Below are 23,993 nucleotides of genomic sequence, written 5' to 3' on the forward strand. Positions count from 1 at the left end.
GCGAGATCCCATCCAAGGGGGATATGCGTGGACAACGGAAGTGCCCTGGTCACCGGCGCCTCACGCGGGCTCGGCGCGACCATCGCCGAGCGGCTGGCCGCCGACGGCTGGCATGTGGCGGTCAACTACGCGCACGACACCGCGGGCGCGGCGGCCGTCGTCGACCGGATCACGGCCGCCGGCGGCACCGCCCACGCGGCGCGGTTCGACGTCACCGACGAGGAGTCCGTACGGCGGGGCGTCGCCGAGATCGCCGGGCGGGCCGGTCCCGTCCGGCTCCTGGTGAACAACGCCACCGGGCCGCAGCCGCTGATCCCGGTGCAGAAACTCACCTGGGACGACCACCTCGGCCAGCTCCATTTCTTCGTCAAGGCGCCGCTGCTGCTGTTGCAGGCCGTGCTGCCCGCCATGCGCGAGGCCGGCTCCGGCCGGGTGGTCAACGTGGGCAGCGAGGTCACCGACCTGGGCAACCCCGAGATGAGCCACTATGTGTCGGCGAAGGCGGCCATGCACGGCCTGACCCGGTCCTGGGCCAGGGAGCTCGGCCCGGCCGGGATCACGGTGAACACCGTCGAGCCCGGCTGGATCCCGGTGGAGCGGCACGGCGAGGTGACCGGCGAGGACACTGCCCCCTACCTGGACGGCGTGGCCCTCGGCCACATGGGGCTGCCCTCGGACGTGGGCGAGGCGGTCGCCTTCCTCGCCTCCCCCGGCGCCCGGTTCGTCACCGGTCAGCGACTCGCCGTCAACGGCGGCAAGACGATGACCTGAGACGCCGACCCGAGACACTGACCTGAGACGCCGAACCGAGACGGCCGACCCGACACGGCGACCTGAGCGGACCGGTGACACGGCGCGCCCGCACCGCGCATGATGCTTGTATGGTCTACGCCGACGTGTTCGCCCGCAGCATCGACGATCCCGAGGGGTTCTGGGCCGAGGCCGCCAGGGCGGTCACCTGGACCAGACCCCCCTCGCGGATCCTCGACGCGGAGGCCCCTCCCTTCTACCGCTGGTTCCCCGGCTCCGAGCTCAACACCTGCTACAACGCGCTGGACCGGCATGTGGAGGCGGGCAACGGCGAGCGGCCCGCGCTGGTCTACGACAGCCCGGTCGCCGGCGTCCGGGCCACCTTCACCTACGCCCGGCTGCTCGACCTGACCGCCCGGTTCGCCGGCGTGCTGGAGTCGCTGGGCGTCGAGCGCGGCGACCGGGTCGTGATCTACATGCCGATGGTCCCGGAGGCGGTCGTCGCCATGCTGGCGTGCGCCCGGCTGGGGGCGGTGCACTCGGTGGTGTTCGGCGGGTTCGCGCCCAAGGAACTGGCCGTGCGGATCGACGACGCCCGGCCGAAGGTCGTGGTCTCCGCCTCCTGCGGCATCGAGCCGTCCCGGGTCGTGCCGTACAAGCCGATGCTGGACGCGGCGCTGGACCTCGCCGGGCATCAGCCGTCGCGGTGCGTGGTCCTGCAGCGCGAGCAGGCGCCCGCCGAGCTGGGGCCGCGCGACCTGGACTGGGACGAGGCGATGGCGGCGGCGCGGCCGGCCGGCTGCGTGCCGGTGGCCGCCACCGACCCGCTGTACATCCTCTACACCAGCGGCACCACCGGCCGCCCCAAGGGCGTCGTGCGGGACAACGGCGGGCACGCGGTGGCGCTGCTGTGGAGCATGAAGGCGATCTACGGCGTCGAGCCCGGCGACGTCTGGTGGACCGCCTCGGACGTGGGCTGGGTCGTCGGCCACTCCTACATCGTCTACGCGCCACTGCTGCTCGGCGCCACATCGGTGCTGTACGAGGGCAAACCGGTCGGCACCCCGGACGCGGGCGCCTTCTGGCGGGTGATCTCCGAGTACGGCGTGCGGGCGCTGTTCACGGCGCCGACCGCGTTCCGGGCGATCAAGCGTGACGACCCGGATGCCGAGCTGCTGCGCAAGTACGACATCTCCTCGCTGCGTGCCCTCTTCCTCGCCGGTGAGCGGCTGGACCCGGACACCTACCACTGGGCGGCCGGGCACCTGGGCGTGCCGGTGGTGGACCACTGGTGGCAGACCGAGACCGGCTGGCCGATCGCGGCCAACCTGCGCGGCCTGGCCCCGATGCCGATCAAGCCGGGTTCGCCGAGCGTCCCGGTGCCCGGCTACGACGTGCGGGTGCTCGACGCCGCCGGGCACGACTGCCCGCCGGGCCAGGAAGGTTCGATCTGCGTCCGGCTGCCGCTGCCCCCCGGGACGCTGCCCACCCTCTGGCAGGACGACGGGCGTTACGTGAACTCGTACATGTCGGCCTTCCCGGGCTTCTACCTGACCGGTGACGGCGGGTACTTCGACGAGGACGGCTACCTGTTCGTGATGGGCCGCACCGACGACGTGATCAACGTCGCCGGGCACCGGCTGTCCACCGGGTCCATGGAGGCGGTGCTCGCCGCGCACCCGGCGGTGGCCGAGTGCGCGGTGATCGGGGTGGCCGACGAGCTGAAGGGGCAGGTGCCGCGCGGCTTCGTGGTGCTCAAGAGCGGCGTGGACATCGACCCGGCGCTGCTCCGGGCCGAGCTGGTGCGGGCGGTCCGCGACCAGGTGGGCGCGGTCGCCGCGTTCAAGCTGGTGGATGTGGTGTCCGCGCTGCCGAAGACCCGCTCGGGCAAGATCCTGCGCAAGACCATGCGGGGCATCGTGGAGGGCGCGGACGAGCCGGTGCCCTCGACGATCGAGGACGCCTCCGTGCTGGACGGGCTGCGCAGGACGCTGAGGGAGGCGGGCTGACGGGTCACCGGGCCGCCGTACCGGTGACCCGGTCCTCCTCGGCGGCGGCCCGGCGCTGCGGAAGCCGGTAGGCCCACTGCCAGACCAGCTCCAGCGGCCCCCGGTCGAACCGGCGCAGCCAGAGGGACGCGCCGGTCATGAACAGCGCGCAGATCCCGGCCCAGGCGCCGATCACCCACCACGGGCGCGCCGCGTCGAACCGGACGGCGAGGCCCAGCCCCCAGCCGTAGCACAGGGCCGCCGCCACCAGGTTCTGGAAGACGTAGCTGCTCAGCGCCGTGCGGCCGACGTCGCTCAGCCCCCTGCGCAGCACGCCGGGCTCGCCGCGCAGCCCGGCGACGACGGTGGTGACCAGGCCGAGCAGGCCGAGGGCGACCAGCGGGGGCAGCAGGTAGCGGTCCACCAGGAACCACCCGGGCCCGGCGAAGGAGGTGACGGCGTTGACCGGCAGGGCGACGCCGAGGCCGAGCACCATGAGCCGGTTGCGCAGTCGTGTGCCGCGTGCCGAGCTCTCGAAGACGCCGGCCCGGACCAGCCGCGAGCCGAGCAGGAAGAGCAGGACGCCCATCGGGAGGATGAAGACCGCCTCCACCCGGTAGACCGCGATGAGCTCGATCCGGGACCGGACCTGCTCCAGCCAGGTGCCCTCGGCGTACAACGTCGAGGGCGGGCCGGTCAGGGCGGCGCCGCCGTACAGGAGGGCGAGGGTGCCGGCGGTGACCAGGGTCAGGTGCAGCGCGGCCATGGCGGCCATCCAGGCGCGGACCACGCGGTCGCTGCGGCCGATCAGGTAGGCGACGATCACCGACGTGGCGGCGTAGCCCATGAGCACGTCGAACTCGAAGATCAGCAGGTAGTGCAGCAGGCCCTCGGCGCACAGCAGGGCGGCCCGCCACAGGTACCACCCCGGCCACCGCCGGCCCCGGCGCAGGGCGGAGCGGTACTGCAGCTCCAGGCCGACGCCGAACAGCAGGGTGAGCAGGCCGAGGAACTTCCCGTTGGTGAGAAGACGGAGGAAGGTCTCCGCCGCCCCGGCGCCGGCGCCGAACAGGTCGGCCGGTCCGCCGGGAGCGGTGAAGATCCAGATGTTGGTGCCCAGGGTGCCCATGATCGCCACACCGCGCAGCACGTCGAGCGCTTCGATTCGCCGCATGCTTCCACGGTCCCGTCCCGGCGGGGGTGGCGCATCGCCGCCGGGACGGAACCGGGGGATCGGCCGAAGTGTGTACCCGGCGGATCCTAAGTCGTAGTCAGGAGGCGACTATCGGCCATGCGGCAGGAACTCCTGGGCCTTGGTCTTCACCCCCTGCCGGACGATCCCCCACGCCTCCTCGTCGCCGCTGAGCAGCGCCTGCGTGGTGTCCTTGAGCTGCTCGAAGTCGGCGTGCGGCGGAATCGGCGGCACGTTCGGGTCGCAGCGCACGTCGATCACGACCGGGCGGTCCGCGGCCAGGGCACGCGTCCACGCCGGGCCGACCTGCTCGGGTTTGTCCACCTCGATCCCCTCCAGGTCCAGCGACCTGGCGAAGCCGGCGTAGTTCACCTCCGGCAGGTCCTGCGTCTCGGGCACCCGTGGGGAGCCGCCCATCGCGCGCAGCTCCCAGGTGACCTGGTTGAGGTCGTTGTTGTGCAGGACGGCCACGACCAGCCGGGGATCGGCCCACTGCTGCCAGTACCGCCGGATGGTGATCAGCTCGGCCAGCCCGTTCATCTGCATCGCGCCGTCGCCCATCAGCGCGATCACCGGCCGGTCCGAGTGGGCGAACTTCGCCCCGATCGCGTACGGCACGCCGGCCCCCATCGTGGCCAGCGTCCCGGACAGGGATCCGCGCATGTCGCCGCGCATCCTGATCTGCCGGGCGTACCAGTTGGCCGCGGATCCGGAGTCGCTGGTGAGGATGGCGTCGCCGGGCAGCCGGGCGGACAGCTCGTGGAAGATGAGCATCGGGTTGATCGGGTCGGCCTCGACCTTCGCCTGCATCTCCATGGTGCGCCACCAGCGCTCGACGTTCCGCTCGACGGTCTCCCGCCAGGAGCCGTGCCGCTTGCGGGTGAGCCTGGGGATCAGTTCGCGCAGGGTGAGCGCCGCGTCGCCGACCAGGTTGACCTCGGTCGGATAACGCATGCCGATCATGTGCCCGTCCAGGTCGATCTGCACGGCCCGCGCCTTGCCGAACTCGGGCAGGAACTGACTGTACGGGAAGCTGGATCCGATGATCACCAGGGTGTCGCAGTCGCGCATCATCTCGTAGCTGGGCCGGGTACCCAGCAGGCCGATCGACCCGGTCACGTAGGGCAGCTCGTCGGACAGCACGTCCTTGCCGAGCAGCGCCTTGGCGACTCCGGCGCCGGTCACGTCGGCGAGTTCGCGCACCTCGGCGGCGGCCCACCGGGCTCCCTGGCCGACCAGGAGGGCGACCCGGTCGCCGGCGTTGATCACCTCGGCGGCGCGGTCGAGCTCGCGGTCCGGGGCGCGGGTGAGCGGCGCGATGTAGCCGGGGACGCTGGAGGGGACGTTCTTGAACTCGTGCGCGGGCAGGCGGTGCTCCTCCTCCTGCACGTCCGCGGGGATGATCACCGCGGTGGGCGCCCGCCTGGCCATGGCCGTGCGCATGGCCCGGTCCAGCACGTTGGGAAGCTGCTCGGGGACGTTGACCTCCTGCACGTACTCGCCGGCGACGTCCTTGAACAGCGAGTGCAGGTCCACCTCCTGCTGGTAGCTGCCGCCCATCGCGGTGCGCGCGGTCTGCCCGACGATGGCGACGACCGGCACGTGGTCGAGCTTGGCGTCGTAGAGCCCGTTGAGCAGGTGAATCGCGCCGGGGCCGGAGGTCGCCATGCAGACGCCCACCTTGCCGCTGAACTTCGCGTAGCCGACCGCCTCCAGCGCGCCCATCTCCTCGTGCCGAGGCTGGACCACGTAAGGCCGGTCGGTCCTGCCGATCGAGGCGATGAGGCCGTTGATCCCGTCGCCCGGGTAGCAGAACAGGTAGTCCACGTCCCACTCGCGGAGTCGTTCGAGCACATAGTCCGCGACCTTCATGTCATCTCCCCCAGACATAGGCGTCCGATCCGCGTACCCGTGGACCGGGACGCCTAACGCCGGGGTCACGGCCAGGCGGACATCGCGGCGGCGGCCACCGCCTCCAGCTCCGCCCTGGTCGCGCCGTCCCTGGCCTGCTGGGACAGCCCCTGCACGACGGCTCCGACGTACACCGCGAGCACCCGCGCGTCGGTGCCCTCGGGCAGCTCTCCGGTGGAGATGTCGTGCTCGATCCTGCGCTGGATGTCGCGCACGGTGGCGTTGCGCCGCTCGCGCAGGGCGCCCTCGACCTCCTCGGAGGTGCAGTTGGTCGCGGCGCTGATCACCAGGCAGCCGCGGGGCCGGCCGGGCCGGGTGTACTCCTCGGCCGCCTCGCGCAGCATCCGCGCCACGCCGGCCCTGGTCGTCGGCTCCTGCTCCAGCGCCCGGGCGGCGAACGCGCCGAACGCGTGGCCGTAGGAGTCGACGACCTCCTCGAACAGCGCCCGCTTGTCGCCGAACGCGGCGTAGAGGCTGGGCGGGCCGATGCCCATGACCCTGGTCAGGTCGGCGACCGACGTCGCCTCGTAACCCCGCTCCCAGAAGAGCAGGGTCGCCTGTGCGAGTGCCGCCTCCCGATCGAAGGACCTGGGCCGTCCGCGTCGCCTGGACTCCATGCCCGCAATTCTATAGCGCCCGCTAGAAAATCTGTTACAGTCATTCCATAGCGACCACTACAGAAATTGAAGGGGCACGTCATGGGCACTCTCACCGGCAGGACGGCACTGGTGACCGGCGGCGGCAGGGGCATCGGCAGGGCCATCTCCGAGCGGCTCGGCCGGGACGGCGCGCTGGTCGCGGTGCACTACGGCAGTAACGAGGCGGCGGCGAAGGACACCGTCGCGACGATCGAGGCGGCCGGCGGGCGGGCGTTCGCGTTCCGGGCCGAGCTGGGCGTGCCGGGCGACGCGGCGGCGCTGTGGGCGGCCTTCGACGAGGGCGTCGCCTCGCACGCGGACCGGCCGGGGCTGGACATCCTGGTCAACAACGCCGGCATCGGACTCTACGGCCGCATCCACGAGATCGGCGAGGCCGACTTCGACCGGGTCTTCGCGGTCAACGCCAAGGCGCCCTTCTTCGTCATCAAGCACGGCCTGGAGCGGTTGCGGGACGGCGGGCGGATCATCACGATCTCCTCCGGGGTGACCAGGATCGCCTTCCCGTTCACCACGGCCTACTCGATGACCAAGGGCGCGGTCGAGGTGCTCACCCACACCCTGGCGCTGGATCTCGGACCGCGCGGGATCACGGTCAACACGGTGGCCCCCGGCATCGTGGACACCGACATGAACGACTGGCTGACCGACCCCGCGGAGCGGGCCAGGGCGGCGGCGTACTCCGCCTTCGACCGGATCGGCGACCCCGCCGACATCGCGGACGTCGTGGCCTTCGTCGCCTCCGACGACGCCCGCTGGGTCACCGGCCAGCGGCTCGACGCCACCGGCGGCTCGATCCTCGGCGTGGCGTCCTAGCGGCGCGCCCCTCGTTCAGGAGTCGAACCCCAGGCCGAGGCGGTCCAGCGTGCGCAGCCAGAGGTTGCGGCGGCCCTGGTGGGCGTCGGCGCGGGCCAGGGACCAGCGGGTGAGCTGGACGACGCCGGAGCGCACTGGCTCGGGCGGGAAGGGCACCGGCTTCTCCCGCACCATGCGCAGCTCCGTGCGCTCGGTGGGCTCGCCGCCGAGCAGGTCGAGCATGACGTTCGCGCCGAACCGGCTCGCGCCGACGCCCATGCCGGTGTACCCCGCCGCGTAGGCCAGCCGGCCGCCGTACGCGCTCCCGTAGAAGGCGCTGAACCTGCTGCACGTGTCGATGACTCCGCCCCACCTGTGGGTGAAGCGGAGATGCGCGAGCTGGGGGAACGTCCGCGCGAAGTGCTCGGCCAGCTTGACGAAGGTCTCGTCGCGCTGGTCCCGGCCCGTCCTGATCAGGCCGCCGTTGTAGTAGACGGCGTCGTACCCGCCCCACAGGACGCGGTCGTCGGCGGTCAGCCGGTAGTAGTGGAACCGGTTGCCGCCGTCCCCCACGCCCTGCCGGTTGGTCCAGCCCACGGCGGCCAGGTCGGCCCGCGAGAGCGGCTCGGTGACCAGGGCGTAGTCGTAGACCGGGATGAGGAAATGCCGCAGGCGGCGCAGCAGCGGCGGGAAGACGCCGGTGGCCAGCGCGACCCGGTCCGCGCGCACGACGCCCGCCGGGGTGCGCAGCTCCATGCCGGACGCCGTCTGGTGCAGGGCGCGCACCGGGGTGCGCTCGTGGATCCGCACGCCGAGCGCGAGGCAGGCGTCCCGCAGCCCCCAGGCGAGCCGGGCCGGGTCGAGCATGGCGCAGCCGTCGCGGTCCCAGTGCCCGGCCAGGTAGGTCGGCGAGTTCACCTCGGCGCGCACCCGCTCCCGGTCCAGGATCTCGAACGGCAGGCCGAGCTCCCGCGCCTCCCGCGCGTCCCGCGCCATCTCGCCGAACTGCCAGGGCTCGGTGACCACGTGCAGCTCGCCGGTGCGCTCGAAGGAGCAGTCGATGCCGTAACGGGCGACCGCGCGGCCGATCTCGTCGAGGTTCTCCCGGCCGAGCCGTTCCAGGGTGGCGAACTCCTCGGGCCAGCGGGCCAGGCCGTTGGCCGCGCCGTGGGTGAGCGTGGCCATGCAGAACCCGCCGTTGCGCCCGGTCGCCGCCCAGCCGATCTCGCGCCCCTCCAGCAGCACCACGTCGAGCGAGGGGTCGCGCTCCTTGGCCGTCAGCGCGGTCCACAGCCCGGAGAAGCCGCCGCCGACCACCGCGAGCCCGGCCCGCGCGTCCCCGGCGAGCCGCTCGCACGGCTCCGGCGCGGCCGGCGTGTCCAGCCAGTACGGCAGGCGGCGCGCCCCGCGGACCGCCTGCCCCGGGTTCATGCTGTGGCCCGCCGCCGTGCGGTCACCGAGTTGACCACGGCGATCAGCACGCCCACCGCGAAGATGCACGTGCCCACGATGTTGACCTGTGGCGGGATGCCGATGCGCACCGCCCCGTAGATCCACAGCGGGAACGTGACGGTGGCCCCGCTGGTGAACTGCGTGATCACGAAGTCGTCGATGGACAGCGCGAAGGCGAGCAGGGCGCCCGCCACGACGCCGGGCAGGATCATCGGGAAGGTGATCCGCCAGAACGTCACCCAGCTCGACGCCCCCAGGTCGCGCGCCGCCTCCTCCACCGACGGGTCGAGACCCACCACCCGGGCCCGCACGGTGACCGCGACGAACGACACCGAGAACAGCACGTGCGCGATGACGATCGTGCGGTAGCCGGTCTGCACGCCCGCGCTGACGAACAGCGACAGCAGCGAGGCGCCCATGACCAGCTCGGGCGAGGAGATCGCGGCGAACATCACCAGGTTGGTGGCCCCCTGGCCGCGGAAGCGGTGCCGGCCGAGGGCGAGGCCGAGGAGGGTGCCGAGGACCGTGGTGATCAGGGTGGCGATCAGCGCGATCGAGATCGAGTTGTAGACCGCGTCGAGCAGTTCGGGGTAGTCGCCGAGCCGTCCCCACCACTTGAGGGTGAAGCCCTGCCAGGACACGTTCGACTTGCTCTGCGTGTCGTTGAAGCCGAACACGATCATGACGGCGATCGGCAGGAACAGCCAGAGCATGACCAGCCAGACGTAGCCGAACAGCAGCCGGTCGCCGAGTCTGCGTCTCATCGGGCCGCCGCCTCCAGCACGTTCTGGGTGCCGAGCGCCCTGGCGTACCCGAAGATGCCCACCAGCAGCGCCGCCATCAGCGTGAACGACAGCGCCGCGCCCACCGGGTAGTCCTGGTTGACGAGGTACTCGGTCTGGATGATGTTGCCGATCATGGTGTTGTCCGGCCCGCCGAGGATCGCCGCGTTGACGTAGTCCGACGTCATCGGGACGAAGGTCATCAGCACCCCGGCGAACACGCCGGGCAGCGACAGCGGCAGCACGATCCGGGCGAAGGCGGCGACCCGCGAGGCGTAGAGGTCCTGGGCCGCCTCCACCACGCTGGGGTCTACCCGTTCCAGTGCCACGTAGATCGGCAGGATCATGAACGGCAGGTAGTTGTAGACCAGGCCGCCGATCACCGCGGTCGTGGTCTGCAGCACGTGGAAGTCGGCGGGCAGCAGCCCGGCGGACTTCAGCGGCTCGAACACGATGCCGTCGTCGGCGAGCAGGAACTTCCACGACACCGTGCGCAGCACGAACGACACGAAGAACGGCAGCAGCACGAGCAGCAGGTAGGTGGACTTGCGCGCGCCGCCCCTGAACGCGATCCAGTAGGCCACCGGGTAGGCCAGCAGGATGGCGAGCACCGTGCCGACCAGGCCGTAGACCGCCGAGCGGAGGAACTGCGTGCGGTACTGACCGAGCGCGTCGGTGTAGTTGGCGATGTGGAAGGTCTGCACGAAGCCGTTCACCACGTCGCCCTGCTGGGTGGACACCGAGACCATGAAGATCAGCGGCACCACCAGGAAGACCACCAGCCACAGTCCTCCCGGCAGGATGAGGAGGTAGGGGGTGAGGCGTTTCATCCCCTCACCCCTGGGTGATCGGCTGGAAGAGTCCCTCGTACACCTTCTCCTCGGCCGAACTGAGTGACTTGTAGGACCGGAGCCTGGCCAGGTCGGCGTCGGAGGGGTAGATCAGCGGGCTGGCCGCGACCTCTTCGAGGAACTTCCTGTCCTCGCCCTTCTCCTGCCCGGCGTGCGCGAGCACGAGGTCCTTGGTGGCGGGCACCGGGGTGATGTAGTTGATGTACTCGACCAGCATCTGGGCGATCTCGGGCCGGTAGACGTAGTCCATCAGGGTGAGCGCGTCCACCGGGTTCTGCGCCGTCTTGGGGATGCACATGTTGTCGGTCCAGATGGTGCCGCCCTCTTCCGGCACCACGAACCTGAGGTTCTCGCCCTCGGTGATCTGCTGGAAGATGTCCCCCGACCAGGCCATCGTGATCCAGATGTCGCCGCGGACCAGCGCGTCCACATAGTCATTTTCATAGTATTTCCGGACAAGTCCGGCGTCGCGCTGTTCCTGGAGCTTCGCCGCGGCCTTCTCCCAGTCCGCCTGGACCGACTTGTCGGGGTCGATGCCCAGGGCGAACATCCCGAAGTTGGCCACCTCCTGGACGTCCAGCATCATGCCGATCTTGCCCTTGTACTTGGGGTTCCACAGCTCCTGGATGCTGGTGATGTCCCCGTCCACGTACTTCGGGTTGTAGGCGATGCCGGTGACGCCGACGGTCCACGGGATCGTGTACGTGTTGTTCTTGTCCCAGACCGGGTTCTTCACCGACGGGGAGGCGTTCGCCGCGAAGTTCGGCAGCTTGGCGTGGTCCAGCGGGACGAGGTAGCCCAGGTCGATGGCCCGGCCGAGATGGATGCCGTTGGTCATCACCATGAGGTCGTAGCCGATGTCCTGGTTCGCGGCCAGCAGCGGCTGGATCTTGCCGAACCAGGTGGTCATGTCCTGGATGGGCTCCTGGTAGGTCACCTTGATGCCGGACTCGGCGGTGAACTTCTCCAGGGAGGGGTACTTCGAGCCGTCCTTGTCGATGTAGAGCGGCCAGTTGGCGAAGCGCAGGGCGCCGTTCTTCTTCTTGCCCGACCAGTACCCGGCCACGGCGTCCTGGGCGGGCGGCGCGACCCTCTGGCCCTGGACGCCGCACGCGGCGAGGGCCAGGCCGGCGGCGGAGAGTCCCGCGAGGCGCAGCGCGTCCCTGCGGCTGGGGTGACGGTTCTGGGTCATGCCACGAAGGAAGGCGGGGCTGGTGCGAAGATCCATCGGGGAGGTCAACTTCCAATCGCGTAGGAGTGGTGCGGCTGCCACGACAGCCACACGGAGTCGCCCCGTTCCGCGGTGGTGCTGCTGTCGTGCGCGTTCTGCTGGTAGACGGTCACCTCGGCGCCGTCCGGCAGGCCGACCGCGTAGCTGTTGGACGTGCCCAGGTAGACCACCTCGGAGACGGTGCCGCGCACGGCGCTGACGTCCCCCGTCGGCTCCTCGGTGGAAATCGTGATCTTCTCCGGCCGCACGGTCACCGTGATCGTGGCGCCCGCCTCGCATGCCGCATCGGCCGCCAGGATCCTGCCGTACCCGGCCAGCGGCAGCACCGCGGTCCCGTCCACGACCCGCTCGACGGTGCCGCTGAGCAGGTTGGAGGTGCCGATGAACCCGGCCACGAAGGCCGTCGCGGGACGCTCGTAGATCTCCCTCGGCGCGGCGAGCTGCTCCACCAGGCCGTCGTTCATCACCGCGATGCGGTCGCTCATCGTGAGCGCCTCGCCCTGGTCGTGGGTGACGTAGACGAAGGTGATGCCGACCTCGCGCTGGATCCGCTTCAGCTCCAGTTGCATGGCCTGGCGCAGCTTGAGGTCCAGCGCGCCGAGCGGCTCGTCGAGCAGCAGCGCGCGCGGCTCGTTGACCAGGGCGCGGGCCAGCGCCACCCGCTGCTGCTGGCCGCCGGACATCTCCCTGGGCCGGCGCTTCTCCCGCCCGGTCAGGTCCACGATCTCCAGCATCGCCCCGACCCGCCGGCGGATCTCCGCGTCCTGCACCTTCTTGCGTCTGAGCCCGAAGGCGACGTTCTCCCAGACGCTCATGTGCGGGAAGAGCGCGTAGGACTGGAAGACCATGTTCACGTCGCGCTTGTTCGGCGGCACGTCGGTGACGTCACGGCCGTGCAGCCGGACCACGCCCCGGGTGGGATCCTCGAATCCCGCGATCATCCGCATGGTGGTGGTCTTGCCACAGCCGGAGGGACCGAGCAGGGAGAAGAACTCCCCCGCGGCGACGCCGAGCGAGACGCCCTTCACCGCCTGGACGGTCTCGCCCCGGGCGAGGTATTCCTTGACCACTCCGTCTAGCTCGATGGCGGGCACCGGAGAGAGGTCGGGGACGGCCGCGACCGCCCCCGTGCCCGCCTGGATGTTGCTCATAGCCAGGCTATCCCTCTTTATTGAGCTATTCGCCGATGTAGTGCATGACGTGCTTGACCCGGGTGTAGTCGTGCAGCCCGAAGACCGACAGGTCCTTGCCGTAGCCGGAGTGCTTGAAGCCGCCGTGCGGCATCTCGGAGACGAACGGGATGTGCGTGTTGACCCACACCACGCCGAAGTCGAGGCGGTTGGACATCCGCATCGCGCGGCCGTGGTCGGAGGTCCACACCGAGCCGGACAGGCCGTACTTCACGCCGTTGGCCTTGGCCAGGGCGTCGTCCTCGTCGGTGAAGGTCTGCACGGTCATGACCGGGCCGAAGACCTCGTTCTGGATCATCTCGTCGTCCTGGAGCAGGCCGTCCACCACGGTCGGGGCGAAGAAGAAGCCCTTGCCGCCGATCCGGTTTCCGCCGGTGACCACCTTGGCGTGCCCGGGGATGCGCTCGAAGAAGCCTTCCACCCGGGCGAGCTGGTTGGGGTTGTTCAACGGCCCATAATAAGCCTCATCGTCGGACAAATCGCCCGTACGGGTGGCCGCTGCGGCCTCGGCCAGCGCGGCGGTGAACTCGGCGTGGATGCTCTCCTGCACCAGCACCCGGCAGGCCGCCGTGCAGTCCTGGCCCGCGTTGTACAGCCCGGCTCCGGCGATCGCCTCCGCGGTCGCCCTGATGTCCCTGACGTCGTCGAACACCACGACCGGGGCCTTGCCGCCCAGCTCCAGGTGCACCCGCTTGAGGTCGTCGGCGGCGGTCTTGGCGACCTGCATGCCCGCGCCCACGGAGCCGGTGATGGCCACCATCTGCGCGGACGGGTGGCCGACGACCAGCGCCCCGGTCTCACGGTCGCCGACGACGACGTTGAACACGCCGGGCGGCAGGATCTCACCGCAGATCTCGGCCAGCTTGACCGTCGCGACCGGCGTCGTGTCGGAGGGCTTGAGGACGATGGTGTTGCCCGCGGCCAGCGCCGGGGCGATCTTCCACACCGCCATCATCATCGGATAGTTCCACGGGGTGACCTGGCCGACGACGCCGATCGGCTCGTGCCGGATCACCGAGGTGTGCTCGGCGAGGAACTCCCCCGAGGTCGGCCCCTCCAGCGTGCGCGCCGCCCCCGCGAAGAACCGGAAGTGGTCGGCGGCCGGCGGGATCTCGTCCTCGGCCATCCGGGCGCGCGGCTTGCCGGTGTTGCGGCACTCCGCCTCGATCAGCTCCTCCGCCCGTGCCTCGATCGCGTCGGCGATCTTCAACAGCATGGTGGCCCGCTCACCCGGGGTGGTCCGGCCCCACGTCCCGAAGGCGGCCACGGCGGCCTCGAAGGCCGCGTCCACATCCGCCGCGCCGGAGATCGGCGCCTCCAGGTAGACCTCTTCCGTACAGGGGTCGATGACGCCGGCGAACCGGTCGCCGGTGGCGTCGACGAACCTCCCGTTGATGAAGTTCTGCAGACGGCTGGTCAACGCTGACCTCCCTAATGAGGTGGCTGAGTGCTGGCGACTCTGACAGAGTACATGTCCTCTGACAAGGGAATTCGTGGCGAAGATATCAAACCGCTACGGAATCGCTTGACACGAACGCCTGAGCTGACACCATGTCGCAGCGAGGCGCAACATCCACGCAACATTCGGGCGAGTCGCACAGATTTCCATAGAGAGGACACGTTGATGGCGATGCCGCCGAAGGTACGGCAGGGCAGCGACGTCAAACCCGGTCCGGTGGTCCTCGACGACATCTCCAAGCGGATCGTCGAGCAACTCCAGGAGGACGGGCGCAAGCCGTACGCGGCGATCGGCAAGGCGGTGGGCCTGTCGGAGGCGGCGGTCCGGCAGCGGGTGCAGCGGCTTCTCGACGCGGGCGTGATGCAGATCGTCGCGGTCACCGACCCGCTGACCCTGGGCTTCCCCCGCCAGGCGATGATCGGCATCAAGTGCGAGGGCGACCTGGAGACGGTCGCGGACGAGCTGGCCTCGATCGAGGAGATCGACTACGTCGTGCTCACGGCGGGCTCGCTGGACATCATGGTCGAGGTCGTCTGCGGAGGCGACCAGCACCTGCTGGAGATCCTCGGCAAGATCCGCGCCATCCCCACGGTCCGCGCCACGGAGACCTTCGTCTACCTCAAGCTCCGTAAGCAGACCTACTCCTGGGGAACCCGCTGACCTCGGCCGTCTCAGCTTGGAAGCCTCCGCCCGGAGCTCGGCCGGAGACGCGGGCGACCGCCCTGACCGGCGCGCCGTCCCCGCCGGCGACCCGGATCGGCAACAGCGACACCTCGACCGTACGGCCGGCCGCCTGGGCGTCGATCACCCGGCCGAGCCCGGCGAGGTTCTCCACGATCACCATGCGGGCGTGGCACAGGGCGTGGTGGGCGGGGAACTCCGCGGCCGGCGTGGGGTCCACGCTGAAGGCGTCGACGCCCACCGTGCGCACCCCCGACCCGGCGATCAGCTCGGCCGCCTCCGCGCTCAGGAACGGGTGGGCGAGGTAGTCGCCGGTGCCCCAGTACCGCGACCAGCCGGTGGCCACCAGGAGGATGCCGGCCGTGCCCAGGTGCGGGGCCACGGCGGCGGCCGGGATCGGCGTGCGCGGCGGCAGCCCCCGCACGTCGGCGACCGCGACCGGGCCGACGAAGTGGTCCAGCGGCAGCTCGTCCAGGGTGGGCAGGGAGTCGTCGATGTGAAAGGGCGCGTCCACGTGCGTGCCCGTGTGCGACCCGAGGTGCAGTCCGAGCACGTTGGCCCCGTCGGCCGCCACGGTGAGAGCCGGATCCACCCGCACCTCCGGATCACCCGGATAGACGGGCATGCCGGAGACGATCGGCACCGACAGGTCGAGGATCACGTTCTCCACGACACCATGCTCTCAGGCCGGGACGGGTCCCTCGGCGATCTTCCTCCGGCCGTCGGGAGCCCGGCTCGGTCCGGCGGCGCCACGGCCGGCCGCGGCGTCGGCGGTCACACCTTCTCCTTCAGGGCGAGCAGGGCGATCAGGTCGTAGACGACGTGCGAGGCGGCGACCGAGGTGATCTCGGCGTGGTCGTAGGCGGGCGCCACCTCCACCACGTCGGCGCCGACGAGGTTGCCGCCGGCCAGGCCGCGCAGGATCTCCAGCAGCTCGCGGCTGGTGAGCCCGCCCGCCTCCGGGGTGCCGGTGCCGGGGGCGTGCGCCGGGTCGAGCACGTCGATGTCCACCGAGACGTAGAGCGGCCGGTCGCCCACGCGTTGCCGCAGCGCGTCCACCACCTCGTCCACCCCGCGGCGCATCACGTCGGCGCTGGTCACGATGCCGAAGCCGAGCCGCCGGTCCTCGTCGAGATCCTTCTTGTCGTAGAGCGGGCCGCGGATGCCGATGTGGCTGAGCGCCTCGGTGTCGACGACGCCCTCCTCGACCGCCCGCCGGAACGGCGTGCCGTGGGTGTAGGCGGCGCCGAAGTAGGTGTCCCAGGTGTCCAGGTGCGCATCGAAGTGCACCAGGGCGACCGGGCCGTGCTCGCGGGCCACGGCGCGCAGCAGCGGGAGCGCGATCGTGTGGTCGCCGCCGATGGTCACCATCCGCGCGCCGGCGCCGAGGATCTCGCCGGCCGCGTGCTCGACGGTCTCGATGGCCTCGCCGATGTCGAACGGGTTGCACGCGATGTCGCCCGCGTCCGCCACCTGGACGGCGGCGAAGGGGGCGACGTCGAGGGCCGGGTGGTAGGCCCGGAGCAGGCGGCTCACCTCGCGCACCGCGGAGGGGCCGAACCGGGCGCCCGGCCGGTAGGAGACGCCGCTGTCGAACGGCACGCCCGCCACGGCCACGGCGCAGTGTTCCACCTGGTCCAGACGGGGCAGCCGGGCGAATGTGGCAGGTCCTGCGAAACGGGGTATGAGGGAGGAGTCAGCGGGCCCACGGGGCTCGGACATCTAACAGTCTTCCCTTCGGCTCAGTGCCGAACGCACACCACCGCCCGCGGCAGGCGTTCCCTGCCGCGGGGTCGGCAACCGGTGGCGCGAGCGCCCGGCCGACCGGCGCGGACGTCACCTGCTGGCCACGTCCGTCGGCGGGCACTCGTGCGGTGGGCACGCTTTCCCCCGAACAACGGCACACCTTCCGGCTATGCGTGGCACGACCTGCAGGGGGACCAGGTCGTTCCTATAGCCGTCGTGTCAGTCTCTGCGCTTTTACTGTCCCGATACAAGTGGGCTTGTCACGAAGAGTTACCGTGTGTCTTGTGGCAGACGACAAACTCACCGTCGCCGAACTGATCAGTTTCCCCGCCCTCCAGCTCCGGGTCCTGGCGGGCGAGGCCGGCTTGTCCCGGTCGGTCTCCTGGGCGCACGTGAGCGAACTGGGCGATCCGACCCCGTGGCTGCTCGGCGCCGAAGTGATCATGACGGCGGGACTGGCCGTGCCGCGTACGGCCGCGCAGCAGCGGGCCTACATCGAGCGGCTCGACGACGCCGGGGTGGCCGCCCTCGCCGTGTCGGCCGACCTGCACTGCCCGCCGCTGCACAAGGCGTTCTTCAGGGCCGCCGAGGAACGCGGGCTGCCCGTGCTGGAGGTGCCGCTCACGGTGCCGTTCATCGCCATCTCCCAGGAGGTGGCGGCGAGCCTCCAGCAGGACGCCAGGCAACGGCTCGGCGCGCAGCTCCAGGTGTTCGGCGCGCTGCGCTGGCTGACCTCGGAGGATCTCGACGTCGCCACGTTGTTCCATCGACTGGAGCGGCTGTCGGGGTACCAGGTGTTCCTGTGCACGCCGAGCGGGGGGCCACTGCTGCCGGGGGTGCCGGTGCCCGACCCGGCCGTGGTGCCGACCTCGTTCGAGATACCGCCGAGCATCCCCGGTGGTTTCGCGCTCCCCGTGCCGGCGCCCGGCGGTTCGGCCGGCTTCCTGGTGGCGTTCGAGCGTGAGGGCGCCCAGCCGGCCGGGCTCGCGGTGGTGCAGCACATCGCCACAGTGGCGGCCCTCCAGGTGGCCATGCTCCGCCACGAACGCGAGGCGCTGCGCCGTGAGGGCGCGGAGACCCTCGCCGAGATGCTCCAGGACATGCTCGACCAGGCCATCGCGCGGCGCCGCCTGCACCGCCTCGGCCTGCCCCTCGAACGCGACCTGCTGCTCCTGGTGGTACGGCGGGCCGGCGACGACGCCGTGCTCAGGGCGCTCGGCGACCACCCCCACCTGATGCTGCGCCGCCGCGAGGACCTCTACGTGCTCGCCCCCGACCTCGCGGAGGTGCGGTCGGCGCTCGCCGCGATCCCCGGCGTCGTGGCGGGCGCCAGCCGTCCCCTCGTCCCCGGCGGACCGCTCAAGGTGCCGCAGCGGGAGGCGGTGTGGGCCGCCAACGAGGCCGCCGAGTCCGGTGAACCGCTGGTCCTGTACGGCGAGGACACCGCCGACCGCTGGCTGCCGGAGGACCCGGCCGTGCTCGCCGGCCTGGTGGACCACGTCCTCGGCGACGTGGTGCGCTACGACGCCGACCACGAGACCCGGCTGGTCGCCTCGGTACGCGCCTGGATGGAACACGACCGCCACCTGGAGAACGCCGCCAGGACCCTGCACGTGCACCCGAACACCCTCGCCTACCGCCTGCGCAGGTTCGGCGCGCTCACCGGCAAGGACCTCTCCTCCACCGGTGACTTCGCCGAGATCTGGCTCGCCATCCGGGCCGCCACCCACGTCGGCCTCATCGACTGATCCCCGGCGCTCACCGGGCGGGCGGCTCCGTTGGATAGGGTCATCGTCCTATGCGCCTGTCCAATGTGTCCTTCCGATACATGCGGCGCGGCCCCTGGGTGCTGCGCGAGGTCGAGCTCGATCTGCGTCCCGGGGAGGTGGTGGAGATCGTCGGGCGCAACGGGGCGGGGAAGTCCACCCTGCTGAAGCTGCTGGCCGGCGCCCTGCGCCCCACCCGGGGCTCCGTCGTGGACCGCCCGCCGGTCGTCGGCTACGCCCCGGACGCCTTCCCCACCGGGCAGCCGTTCACCGTCGCGGCGTACCTCGCGGCGGTGGCCAGGATCCGCGGCGTGGCAGGCCCCGGGCCGTGGCCGGAACGGCTGGGCATGACCGAGCTCCTCGACCTGCCGCTCGGCGACCTGTCCAAGGGCAGCGCGCACAAGGTGGGCCTCGCCCAGGCGCTGCTCGCCTCCCCCGGCCTCCTCATCCTGGACGAGCCCTTCGCCGGCCTGGACGCGCAGACCAGGGCCGAGCTGCCGGTCATCGCCGGGGAGATCGCCGCGGCGGGCGGCATCGTGGTGGTCAGCGACCACCAGGGCGGACTGCGCGACCTCGCCTCCCGCCGCCGCCTGTCGGTCGTCGACCACCGGCTGGCCGACGCACCGCCGGAGGCGGAGGAGGCACGGCCGCGGCTGTCGGTCGTCGAGATCCTGGTCGACTCCGCCGAAGCCCCCGAGCTGACCGCCGAACTCCGCGCCAGGGGCTACGACGCCCACCTGCGCCCCGCCCCGCCCCCGGACGCCCCCGCTGAGGCGGACTCCCCCACGCCCCCGGACGCCCCCACGGCGGCGGACGCGACCGCCCCGGCCACCACGGAGGTGCACCGATGACCGCGACGATGGCGCTCGTCCGGTTCAAACTGGCCGCCTACGCCCGCTCGCACCGCCTGCTCCAGCCGCTGTTCGCGCTGGTCTGCATGCTCGCGATCTTCTACGGGGCCCCGACCTCGCCGGGCGGCGAACCGTCCGCGTACGCCGACGCGGCCGGCCTGCTGGTGATCGTGTTCGCCTGGGCGGCGCGCAGCCTGCTGGACACCGAGCCCCCGACGCAGCGGCTCATCTCGATGACCTCCGCGGGCGGCCCGGGACGCGAGGTGGCCGCCGGGCTGGCCGCCGCCCTCATGGTCGACGCGGCGCTCGCCGCGATCGCCGTGGCCGTCCCGCTGGCGCACGGCTTCGTCGAGACGCCGTCCGCGGCGGTGATCGCGCAGGGCGCGGCGCTGCACGGGCTGGCGGTGCTGGTGGGGATCGGGCTGGGCGCGCTGAGCAGCGCGCAGATCATCCCGTCGCCCGCCGCTTCGATGTTCGCGCTGCTCGGCGGCTTCGTCGGCCTGCTGCTGCTCAGCATCACGCCCGCGGGCCCGCTGCTGGTGCCGATCGTGGGCTGGATGCGCGCCGCCGGGGACGGCGCGCTCGGGGCCATGCTGCCCGCGCTGGCCCTGCCGACCGTGCTGTGGTCCTGCCTGGCCGTCCTGCTCTACGTACGGCTGCGCCGTACCCGGCCCTGAGTCACTCGGCGGCGGCGAGCTGGCCGCAGGCGCCGTCGATCTCGCGCCCGCGGGTGTCCCTGACCGTGACGGCGACGCCGTGCGACTCCAGACGGCGGACGAAGGCCCGCTCGTCCTGCGGCCGGGAGGCGGTCCACTTGGAACCGGGGGTCGGGTTGAGCGGGATCAGGTTGACGTGCACCAGCTTGTTCTTGATCAGCTTGCCGAGGAGGTCGGCCCGCCACTCCTGGTCGTTGACGTCCTTGATCAGCGCGTACTCGATGGAGACCCGGCGCTTCGTCTTCGCCGCGTAGGACCAGGCGGCGTCGAGCACCTCGGCGACCTTCCACCGGGTGTTGATCGGCACCAGCGTGTCGCGCAGCTCGTCGTCGGGGGCGTGCAGCGAGACCGCGAGCGTGACCGGGAGGTTCTCCTCCGCGAGCTTGCCGATGGCCGGCACGAGGCCCACGGTGGAGACCGTGACGCCGCGGGCCGAGATGCCCAGCCCGTGCGGCGAGGGGTCCACCAGCCGGCGCACCGCGCCGATGACGGCCTTGTAGTTGGCCAGCGGCTCGCCCATGCCCATGAAGACCACGTTGTTCACCCGGCCGGCCCCACCCGGGACCTCCCCGGCGGCGAGGGCGCGGGCGCCGGCGACGACCTGCTCGACGATCTCCGCGGTGGACATGTTCCGAGTCAGCCCGGCCTGCCCGGTGGCGCAGAACGGGCAGTTCATCCCGCAGCCGGCCTGGGAGGAGACGCACATGGTGGTCCGGTCGGCATAGCGCATGAGCACCGACTCGACCAGGGCGCCGTCGAACAGCCGCCACAGCGTCTTGCGGGTGGTCCCGCCGTCACAGGTGATCTCCCTGACCGAGGTCAGCAGGGACGGCAGCAGCGCGGTGGTGAGCAGATCCCTGGACGCCGCGGGCAGGTCGGTCATCGCGGCGGGGTCGCCGGTGAGCCGCTCGAAGTAGTGCCGGGAGAGCTGGTCGGCCCGGAACGCCTTCTCGCCCAGCTCCGCGACGGCCGAACGGCGCTCGTCCATGGACAGGTCGGCGAGATGCCGCGCGGGCTTGGCCCGGCGCGGCGCCACCAGGGTGAGCTGGCCCGCGGCCCTCGGAGCAACGGTCTTCGGATGGTCGGACGACACTCGTGCACACTCTCCCTCTGCAGCAATTGTCCCGTCACCCCGCGGAAGGAGGCCGACCGTACTTTAAAGTCCAGTTATATGGCGATATCGCGCCCGGCCGGCTCCCCGGATGACCGTGGCGGCGACCGGCTGTGGACGCCGGACGGCGCCGAAGTCGTGCTGTCCGGCGCCAGCCCGTACGGCAGCCGGACCGTGGTGGTCGAACGCGACGAGACCTCCTCAGTAGCTTACCTGTGCGGTCCGGGAGGCCAGGTCCACGGAGCTGTGTGGCTGGCCAACCACCGGCCCGCCCCCGCCGTGTCCGATCCCGTCCGGCTCGGCGCGGGCCTGCCCCCGGTGATGCCGGGATCCCACACCCGGCACCCGTCGGGACGGCCGCCGCTCGGCCGGCTGAGCGTCCTGTGGTTCGAGGAGGGCGACGGCGTCGCGCTCTACGAGGAGCGGGAACTGCTGGCGGTGATCCCCGGCTGGGCCGACCTGTCCCGCGGCATGCCCGGCTACGCGCGGGACGCGATCGGCGAGACGACCTTCGCCTGGTCGCTGACCGAGGCACTGGAAGGTCTCGCCCCGCGGGTCGCCAAGGCGTCCGCCTACTGGCAGTGGCGGCACGCGGAAGGCGCCTGGACGTCGTTCCAGCAGTTCGTCCTCGGCCACCTGGACGCCAGGGCGGGCGCGGCCGGCCGGTACTGGGACTCCGGCGGCGACCGGCTGCCCACCGTCGGCATCACCGAACGCCCGCCGGAACGCGGCCGGGACTACACGATCCTGTCCACCGTCGGCATGAGCTGCCAGCGGATGCCGACCGTGGAGCAGTATCTCGACCGGCCCGAGGCCTACGCCCGGATCGAACTCGCCGTCGCCACCCGCGGCGACCCCAGGGACGCGGCCAGGCTGTTCCTGTGGCTGGGACGCTATCCCTGGCACTCGGTCACCTGGCTGGGCCACGGCCACACCGCCAAGTGGTACCACGAGCCGGCCACGTTCCCGCTCGGCCCCGGATACCGCGGGGTGGTCATGGTCGCCGACCCGCCGGGACTCCCCGCCCTCACCGGCTTCACCTTCGGCGGCGAGGCCGTACGGTGGCTGTGGCTGGCCCCGGTCACCGAGGCTGAGCTGCACGCCCCCGGCGGCGATCTGCGACTCCCGCCGGACCGGCTGATCTGCTAGTGCCGAGGTCGCATGACGGCCACTAGTTGGAGTCTCTCTGCTTCAAGAACGTTTTCTCGAAATCGTCCATTTTATCCGCCAGGTGATCGAACATTTTCGCGAACGTCTCGTTACCTTCGGCCCGTGCCTCTTCCGCCCTCGCGCGATGGCCCCGTGCCTGTTCCGCGGCCTCAGCCGGAATCTAGCTTCCCTGGTTCTGCGCCTCCATGTCGGCCCCGCGCCGCATCGATGCCGCACCGAGATCGTCCTCGCCCGCACGGCCGAACCATCCTGGCCGGGTCACGAGTCGATGGAAGATCTCGGCCAGGGTGCGATTCGTCCCCTGGCCGACCTCGCGCAGGACCAGACCCATCTTGCCTCGCCCCCTGAAGAGCTCGGCCTGGGCCCGCGCGGGGCCGGTCGGACCGCCCATCAGGAACGCCGTGTGCGGGCGTCCATCACGGGCTGCACCTGGCCGGGCACGACGATGTTCACAGCTCCTCCTGCAGTCGCCGGGCCGCCTGCGAGCCCGCGTCCTCGGCGTCGCGGACACGGCTCGCCGCCACGTCCATCTGGTCGCCGGTCTCCGCGATCAGCGCGCCCAGTCGGTCGCGCACCTCCTGCCAGGGACACGCCTCGACCGTGGCCGCGAACCCGGCGACCAGCCCGACGTCACCCCAGGAGGAGCCGATCGGCCCGCCGGCTCCCGCCTGATAGTCCTCACCATGCACGGTCACCATCCGTGAGGAATGACGGAAACCGACATGATCAAGCCATAGTTCTTCACCCATGTGATCAACGTTAGCGAGGGGACGCCGTAGAATTGTCCGCTTCGGGCGGTTTGGTGAACTCTCGCACCGCCCGCGTGTTAGGTCTCGTCGCACCGGGAGCATGCATGGCGTACACGTCGGAAGATGATCAGGAGTTGCTCGACCGGTTCATGGCGCAGTCCCGGAGAGCGATGCGCAGGCTCAAGGAGGCCGAGGCGGCGGCCGGGCAGGTGGTCGGCGAGGGCCACAGCGCGGACGGGCTCATCCAGGTCACCGCCGACGGGCAGGGGCACGTCACGCAGATCAAGCTCGACCCGCGGGTGCTGCGGCTCGACCGTCCGGCGCTCGGCACGACCGTGCTGGCCGCGATCCAGCAGGCCCAGGCGGACGGCGAGCGTAAGTCGCGGAAGATCCTGGGCGAGGCCCTCGACGAGACGTCCGCCCTGCCGGCGCCGCTCGACGAGTCCTTCGTCCGCGACCGGGTCGAGCGGGTCGCTCGCGAGCTCCTCGGAGGATGACCATGTACCCCCTGGAACCGGGTGAGATCCGCGACGACGAGCCGGAGCGGGCCGGGCGGCAGGCCGAGAGGATGCTGGCCGGGATCGAGGAGGTCGAGGCCGCGCTCGACCAGATCGCCGGGCACGGCGAGGCGGCGGCGGGCCAGGTCACGGTCGAGGCCGCGGCGGACGGCCGGGTACGGCACGTCGCCTTCGGGCCGCGGGCCGTACGGCTGGACAGCGGAACCCTGGCCGCGGAGCTGCTGACGGCCATCGAGCGCGCCCAGCAGGACGCCGCCAGGCAGACCGAAGAGCTGATGCGCGAGACACTCGACGACTTCGACCCTCAGGAGGCCCGGACCCTGATCGAGCGCATCACCGGCACTCCCTGGTGACCGCCACGGCCGTCCGGACAGCGGACGGCGGCTCACCCAGCCGAAGCCGGACCGGCCGCCGGTGCTCTGGCCGGA

General features: G+C 71.4%; 24 protein-coding genes. 10 read left to right on the forward strand and 14 right to left on the reverse strand.

Going from position 1 to position 23,993, the window contains the following annotated elements; translation table 11 throughout:
• The first annotated feature begins 27 nt into the window (after positions 1–27).
• Together QSK26_RS00085 and QSK26_RS00090 are read left to right on the forward strand one after the other, a co-directional pair.
• The gene (locus QSK26_RS00085) at positions 28–771 is read left to right on the forward strand and encodes an SDR family oxidoreductase (protein ID WP_285772821.1); all 744 of its coding nucleotides are present in this window, start codon (positions 28–30) and stop codon (positions 769–771) included.
• 110 nt (positions 772–881) lie between these two features.
• Positions 882–2,759: a propionyl-CoA synthetase gene (locus QSK26_RS00090; protein WP_285772822.1), complete on the forward strand. Its 1,878-nt coding sequence runs from the start codon at positions 882–884 to the stop codon at positions 2,757–2,759.
• A 4-nt stretch (positions 2,760–2,763) separates the two neighbouring features.
• On the opposite strand, the gene QSK26_RS00095 is transcribed toward QSK26_RS00090, so the two are convergent.
• From QSK26_RS00095 to QSK26_RS00105, 3 genes are all read right to left on the reverse strand, one after another.
• Entirely contained in the window at positions 2,764–3,912 is a 1,149-nt protein-coding gene (locus tag QSK26_RS00095; protein ID WP_285772823.1) for a DUF418 domain-containing protein, read from the reverse strand.
• Between the two features lie 108 nt (positions 3,913–4,020).
• Positions 4,021–5,802: a thiamine pyrophosphate-requiring protein gene (locus QSK26_RS00100; protein ID WP_285772824.1), complete on the reverse strand. Its 1,782-nt coding sequence runs from the start codon at positions 5,800–5,802 to the stop codon at positions 4,021–4,023.
• A gap of 65 nt (positions 5,803–5,867) precedes the next feature.
• A complete protein-coding gene (locus QSK26_RS00105) occupies positions 5,868–6,458 on the reverse strand; it encodes a TetR/AcrR family transcriptional regulator (RefSeq protein WP_285772825.1) in 591 nt (196 codons plus the stop codon).
• 81 nt (positions 6,459–6,539) lie between these two features.
• On the opposite strand from QSK26_RS00105, the gene QSK26_RS00110 reads away from it, so the two are divergent.
• Positions 6,540–7,313, forward strand: coding sequence for an SDR family oxidoreductase (locus QSK26_RS00110; protein ID WP_285772826.1), 774 nt, complete (start codon positions 6,540–6,542; stop codon positions 7,311–7,313).
• 15 nt (positions 7,314–7,328) lie between these two features.
• Here QSK26_RS00110 and QSK26_RS00115 read toward each other — a convergent pair whose 3' ends face one another.
• From QSK26_RS00115 to QSK26_RS00140, 6 genes are read right to left on the reverse strand one after another with little or no spacing between them, the layout of a single operon-like run.
• Positions 7,329–8,723, reverse strand: coding sequence for an NAD(P)/FAD-dependent oxidoreductase (locus QSK26_RS00115; protein ID WP_285772827.1), 1,395 nt, complete (start codon positions 8,721–8,723; stop codon positions 7,329–7,331).
• A complete protein-coding gene (locus tag QSK26_RS00120) occupies positions 8,720–9,508 on the reverse strand; it encodes an ABC transporter permease (RefSeq protein WP_285772828.1) in 789 nt (262 codons plus the stop codon). The genes QSK26_RS00115 and QSK26_RS00120 overlap by 4 nt, the downstream gene beginning before the upstream one ends.
• A complete protein-coding gene (locus QSK26_RS00125) occupies positions 9,505–10,356 on the reverse strand; it encodes an ABC transporter permease (RefSeq protein ID WP_285772829.1) in 852 nt (283 codons plus the stop codon). The genes QSK26_RS00120 and QSK26_RS00125 overlap by 4 nt, the downstream gene beginning before the upstream one ends.
• Positions 10,357–10,360: 4 nt before the next feature.
• The gene (locus QSK26_RS00130; RefSeq protein ID WP_285772830.1) at positions 10,361–11,569 is read right to left on the reverse strand and encodes an ABC transporter substrate-binding protein; all 1,209 of its coding nucleotides are present in this window, start codon (positions 11,567–11,569) and stop codon (positions 10,361–10,363) included.
• Between the two features lie 44 nt (positions 11,570–11,613).
• Positions 11,614–12,759, reverse strand: coding sequence for an ABC transporter ATP-binding protein (locus tag QSK26_RS00135; protein ID WP_285772831.1), 1,146 nt, complete (start codon positions 12,757–12,759; stop codon positions 11,614–11,616).
• A gap of 25 nt (positions 12,760–12,784) precedes the next feature.
• Positions 12,785–14,218, reverse strand: coding sequence for an aminobutyraldehyde dehydrogenase (locus tag QSK26_RS00140; protein ID WP_285772832.1), 1,434 nt, complete (start codon positions 14,216–14,218; stop codon positions 12,785–12,787).
• A 204-nt stretch (positions 14,219–14,422) separates the two neighbouring features.
• Between QSK26_RS00140 and QSK26_RS00145 the strand changes: the two genes are divergently transcribed.
• A complete protein-coding gene (locus QSK26_RS00145) occupies positions 14,423–14,917 on the forward strand; it encodes an Lrp/AsnC family transcriptional regulator (protein WP_285772833.1) in 495 nt (164 codons plus the stop codon).
• Here QSK26_RS00145 and QSK26_RS00150 read toward each other — a convergent pair.
• A complete protein-coding gene (locus QSK26_RS00150; protein WP_352244271.1) occupies positions 14,877–15,608 on the reverse strand; it encodes a cyclase family protein in 732 nt (243 codons plus the stop codon). The two genes, QSK26_RS00145 and QSK26_RS00150, sit on opposite strands and share 41 nt — an antisense overlap.
• Positions 15,609–15,712: 104 nt before the next feature.
• A complete protein-coding gene (gene speB / locus QSK26_RS00155; RefSeq protein WP_285772834.1) occupies positions 15,713–16,660 on the reverse strand; it encodes an agmatinase in 948 nt (315 codons plus the stop codon).
• A gap of 308 nt (positions 16,661–16,968) precedes the next feature.
• Here speB and QSK26_RS00160 point away from each other — a divergent pair, with 308 nt between their 5' ends.
• Genes QSK26_RS00160 through QSK26_RS00170 form a run of 3 tightly spaced genes read left to right on the forward strand, consistent with a single transcriptional unit; the run spans position 16,969 to position 19,978 of the window.
• Complete coding sequence (locus QSK26_RS00160) at positions 16,969–18,432, forward strand: PucR family transcriptional regulator (protein WP_285772835.1); 1,464 nt, start codon at positions 16,969–16,971, stop codon at positions 18,430–18,432.
• A 50-nt stretch (positions 18,433–18,482) separates the two neighbouring features.
• Positions 18,483–19,301, forward strand: coding sequence for an ABC transporter ATP-binding protein (locus QSK26_RS00165; RefSeq protein WP_285772836.1), 819 nt, complete (start codon positions 18,483–18,485; stop codon positions 19,299–19,301).
• Positions 19,298–19,978, forward strand: a complete 681-nt coding sequence (locus QSK26_RS00170) for a hypothetical protein (protein ID WP_285772837.1) — start codon at positions 19,298–19,300, stop codon at positions 19,976–19,978. Before QSK26_RS00165 ends, QSK26_RS00170 begins: the two co-directional genes overlap by 4 nt.
• A gap of 1 nt (position 19,979) precedes the next feature.
• Here the strand turns inward: QSK26_RS00170 and rlmN are convergent, their stop codons facing one another.
• Positions 19,980–21,110 carry a dual-specificity RNA methyltransferase RlmN gene (gene rlmN, locus QSK26_RS00175; RefSeq protein ID WP_285772838.1) on the reverse strand — a complete coding sequence of 377 codons (1,131 nt, stop codon included), beginning with the start codon at positions 21,108–21,110 and terminating at the stop codon, positions 19,980–19,982.
• Positions 21,111–21,188: 78 nt separating this feature from the next.
• Here rlmN and QSK26_RS00180 point away from each other — a divergent pair, with 78 nt between their 5' ends.
• Positions 21,189–22,277, forward strand: a complete 1,089-nt coding sequence (locus tag QSK26_RS00180) for a suppressor of fused domain protein (RefSeq protein ID WP_285772839.1) — start codon at positions 21,189–21,191, stop codon at positions 22,275–22,277.
• Between the two features lie 181 nt (positions 22,278–22,458).
• Here QSK26_RS00180 and QSK26_RS00185 read toward each other — a convergent pair whose 3' ends face one another.
• Together QSK26_RS00185 and QSK26_RS00190 are read right to left on the reverse strand one after the other, a co-directional pair.
• Positions 22,459–22,629 carry a hypothetical protein gene (locus tag QSK26_RS00185; RefSeq protein WP_285772840.1) on the reverse strand — a complete coding sequence of 57 codons (171 nt, stop codon included), beginning with the start codon at positions 22,627–22,629 and terminating at the stop codon, positions 22,459–22,461.
• 118 nt (positions 22,630–22,747) lie between these two features.
• On the reverse strand, positions 22,748–22,996 hold the full coding sequence (locus QSK26_RS00190) for a hypothetical protein (RefSeq protein WP_285772841.1): 249 nt from the start codon (positions 22,994–22,996) through the stop codon (positions 22,748–22,750).
• A 155-nt stretch (positions 22,997–23,151) separates the two neighbouring features.
• Between QSK26_RS00190 and QSK26_RS00195 the strand changes: the two genes are divergently transcribed.
• Complete coding sequence (locus QSK26_RS00195; RefSeq protein ID WP_285772842.1) at positions 23,152–23,544, forward strand: YbaB/EbfC family nucleoid-associated protein; 393 nt, start codon at positions 23,152–23,154, stop codon at positions 23,542–23,544.
• On the forward strand, positions 23,541–23,918 hold the full coding sequence (locus tag QSK26_RS00200; protein ID WP_285772843.1) for a YbaB/EbfC family nucleoid-associated protein: 378 nt from the start codon (positions 23,541–23,543) through the stop codon (positions 23,916–23,918). The genes QSK26_RS00195 and QSK26_RS00200 overlap by 4 nt, the downstream gene beginning before the upstream one ends.
• Positions 23,919–23,993 lie beyond the last annotated feature (75 nt).

It is taken from the genome of Microtetraspora sp. NBRC 13810 (assembly GCF_030268685.1).
Classification (GTDB): domain Bacteria; phylum Actinomycetota; class Actinomycetes; order Streptosporangiales; family Streptosporangiaceae; genus BSRQ01.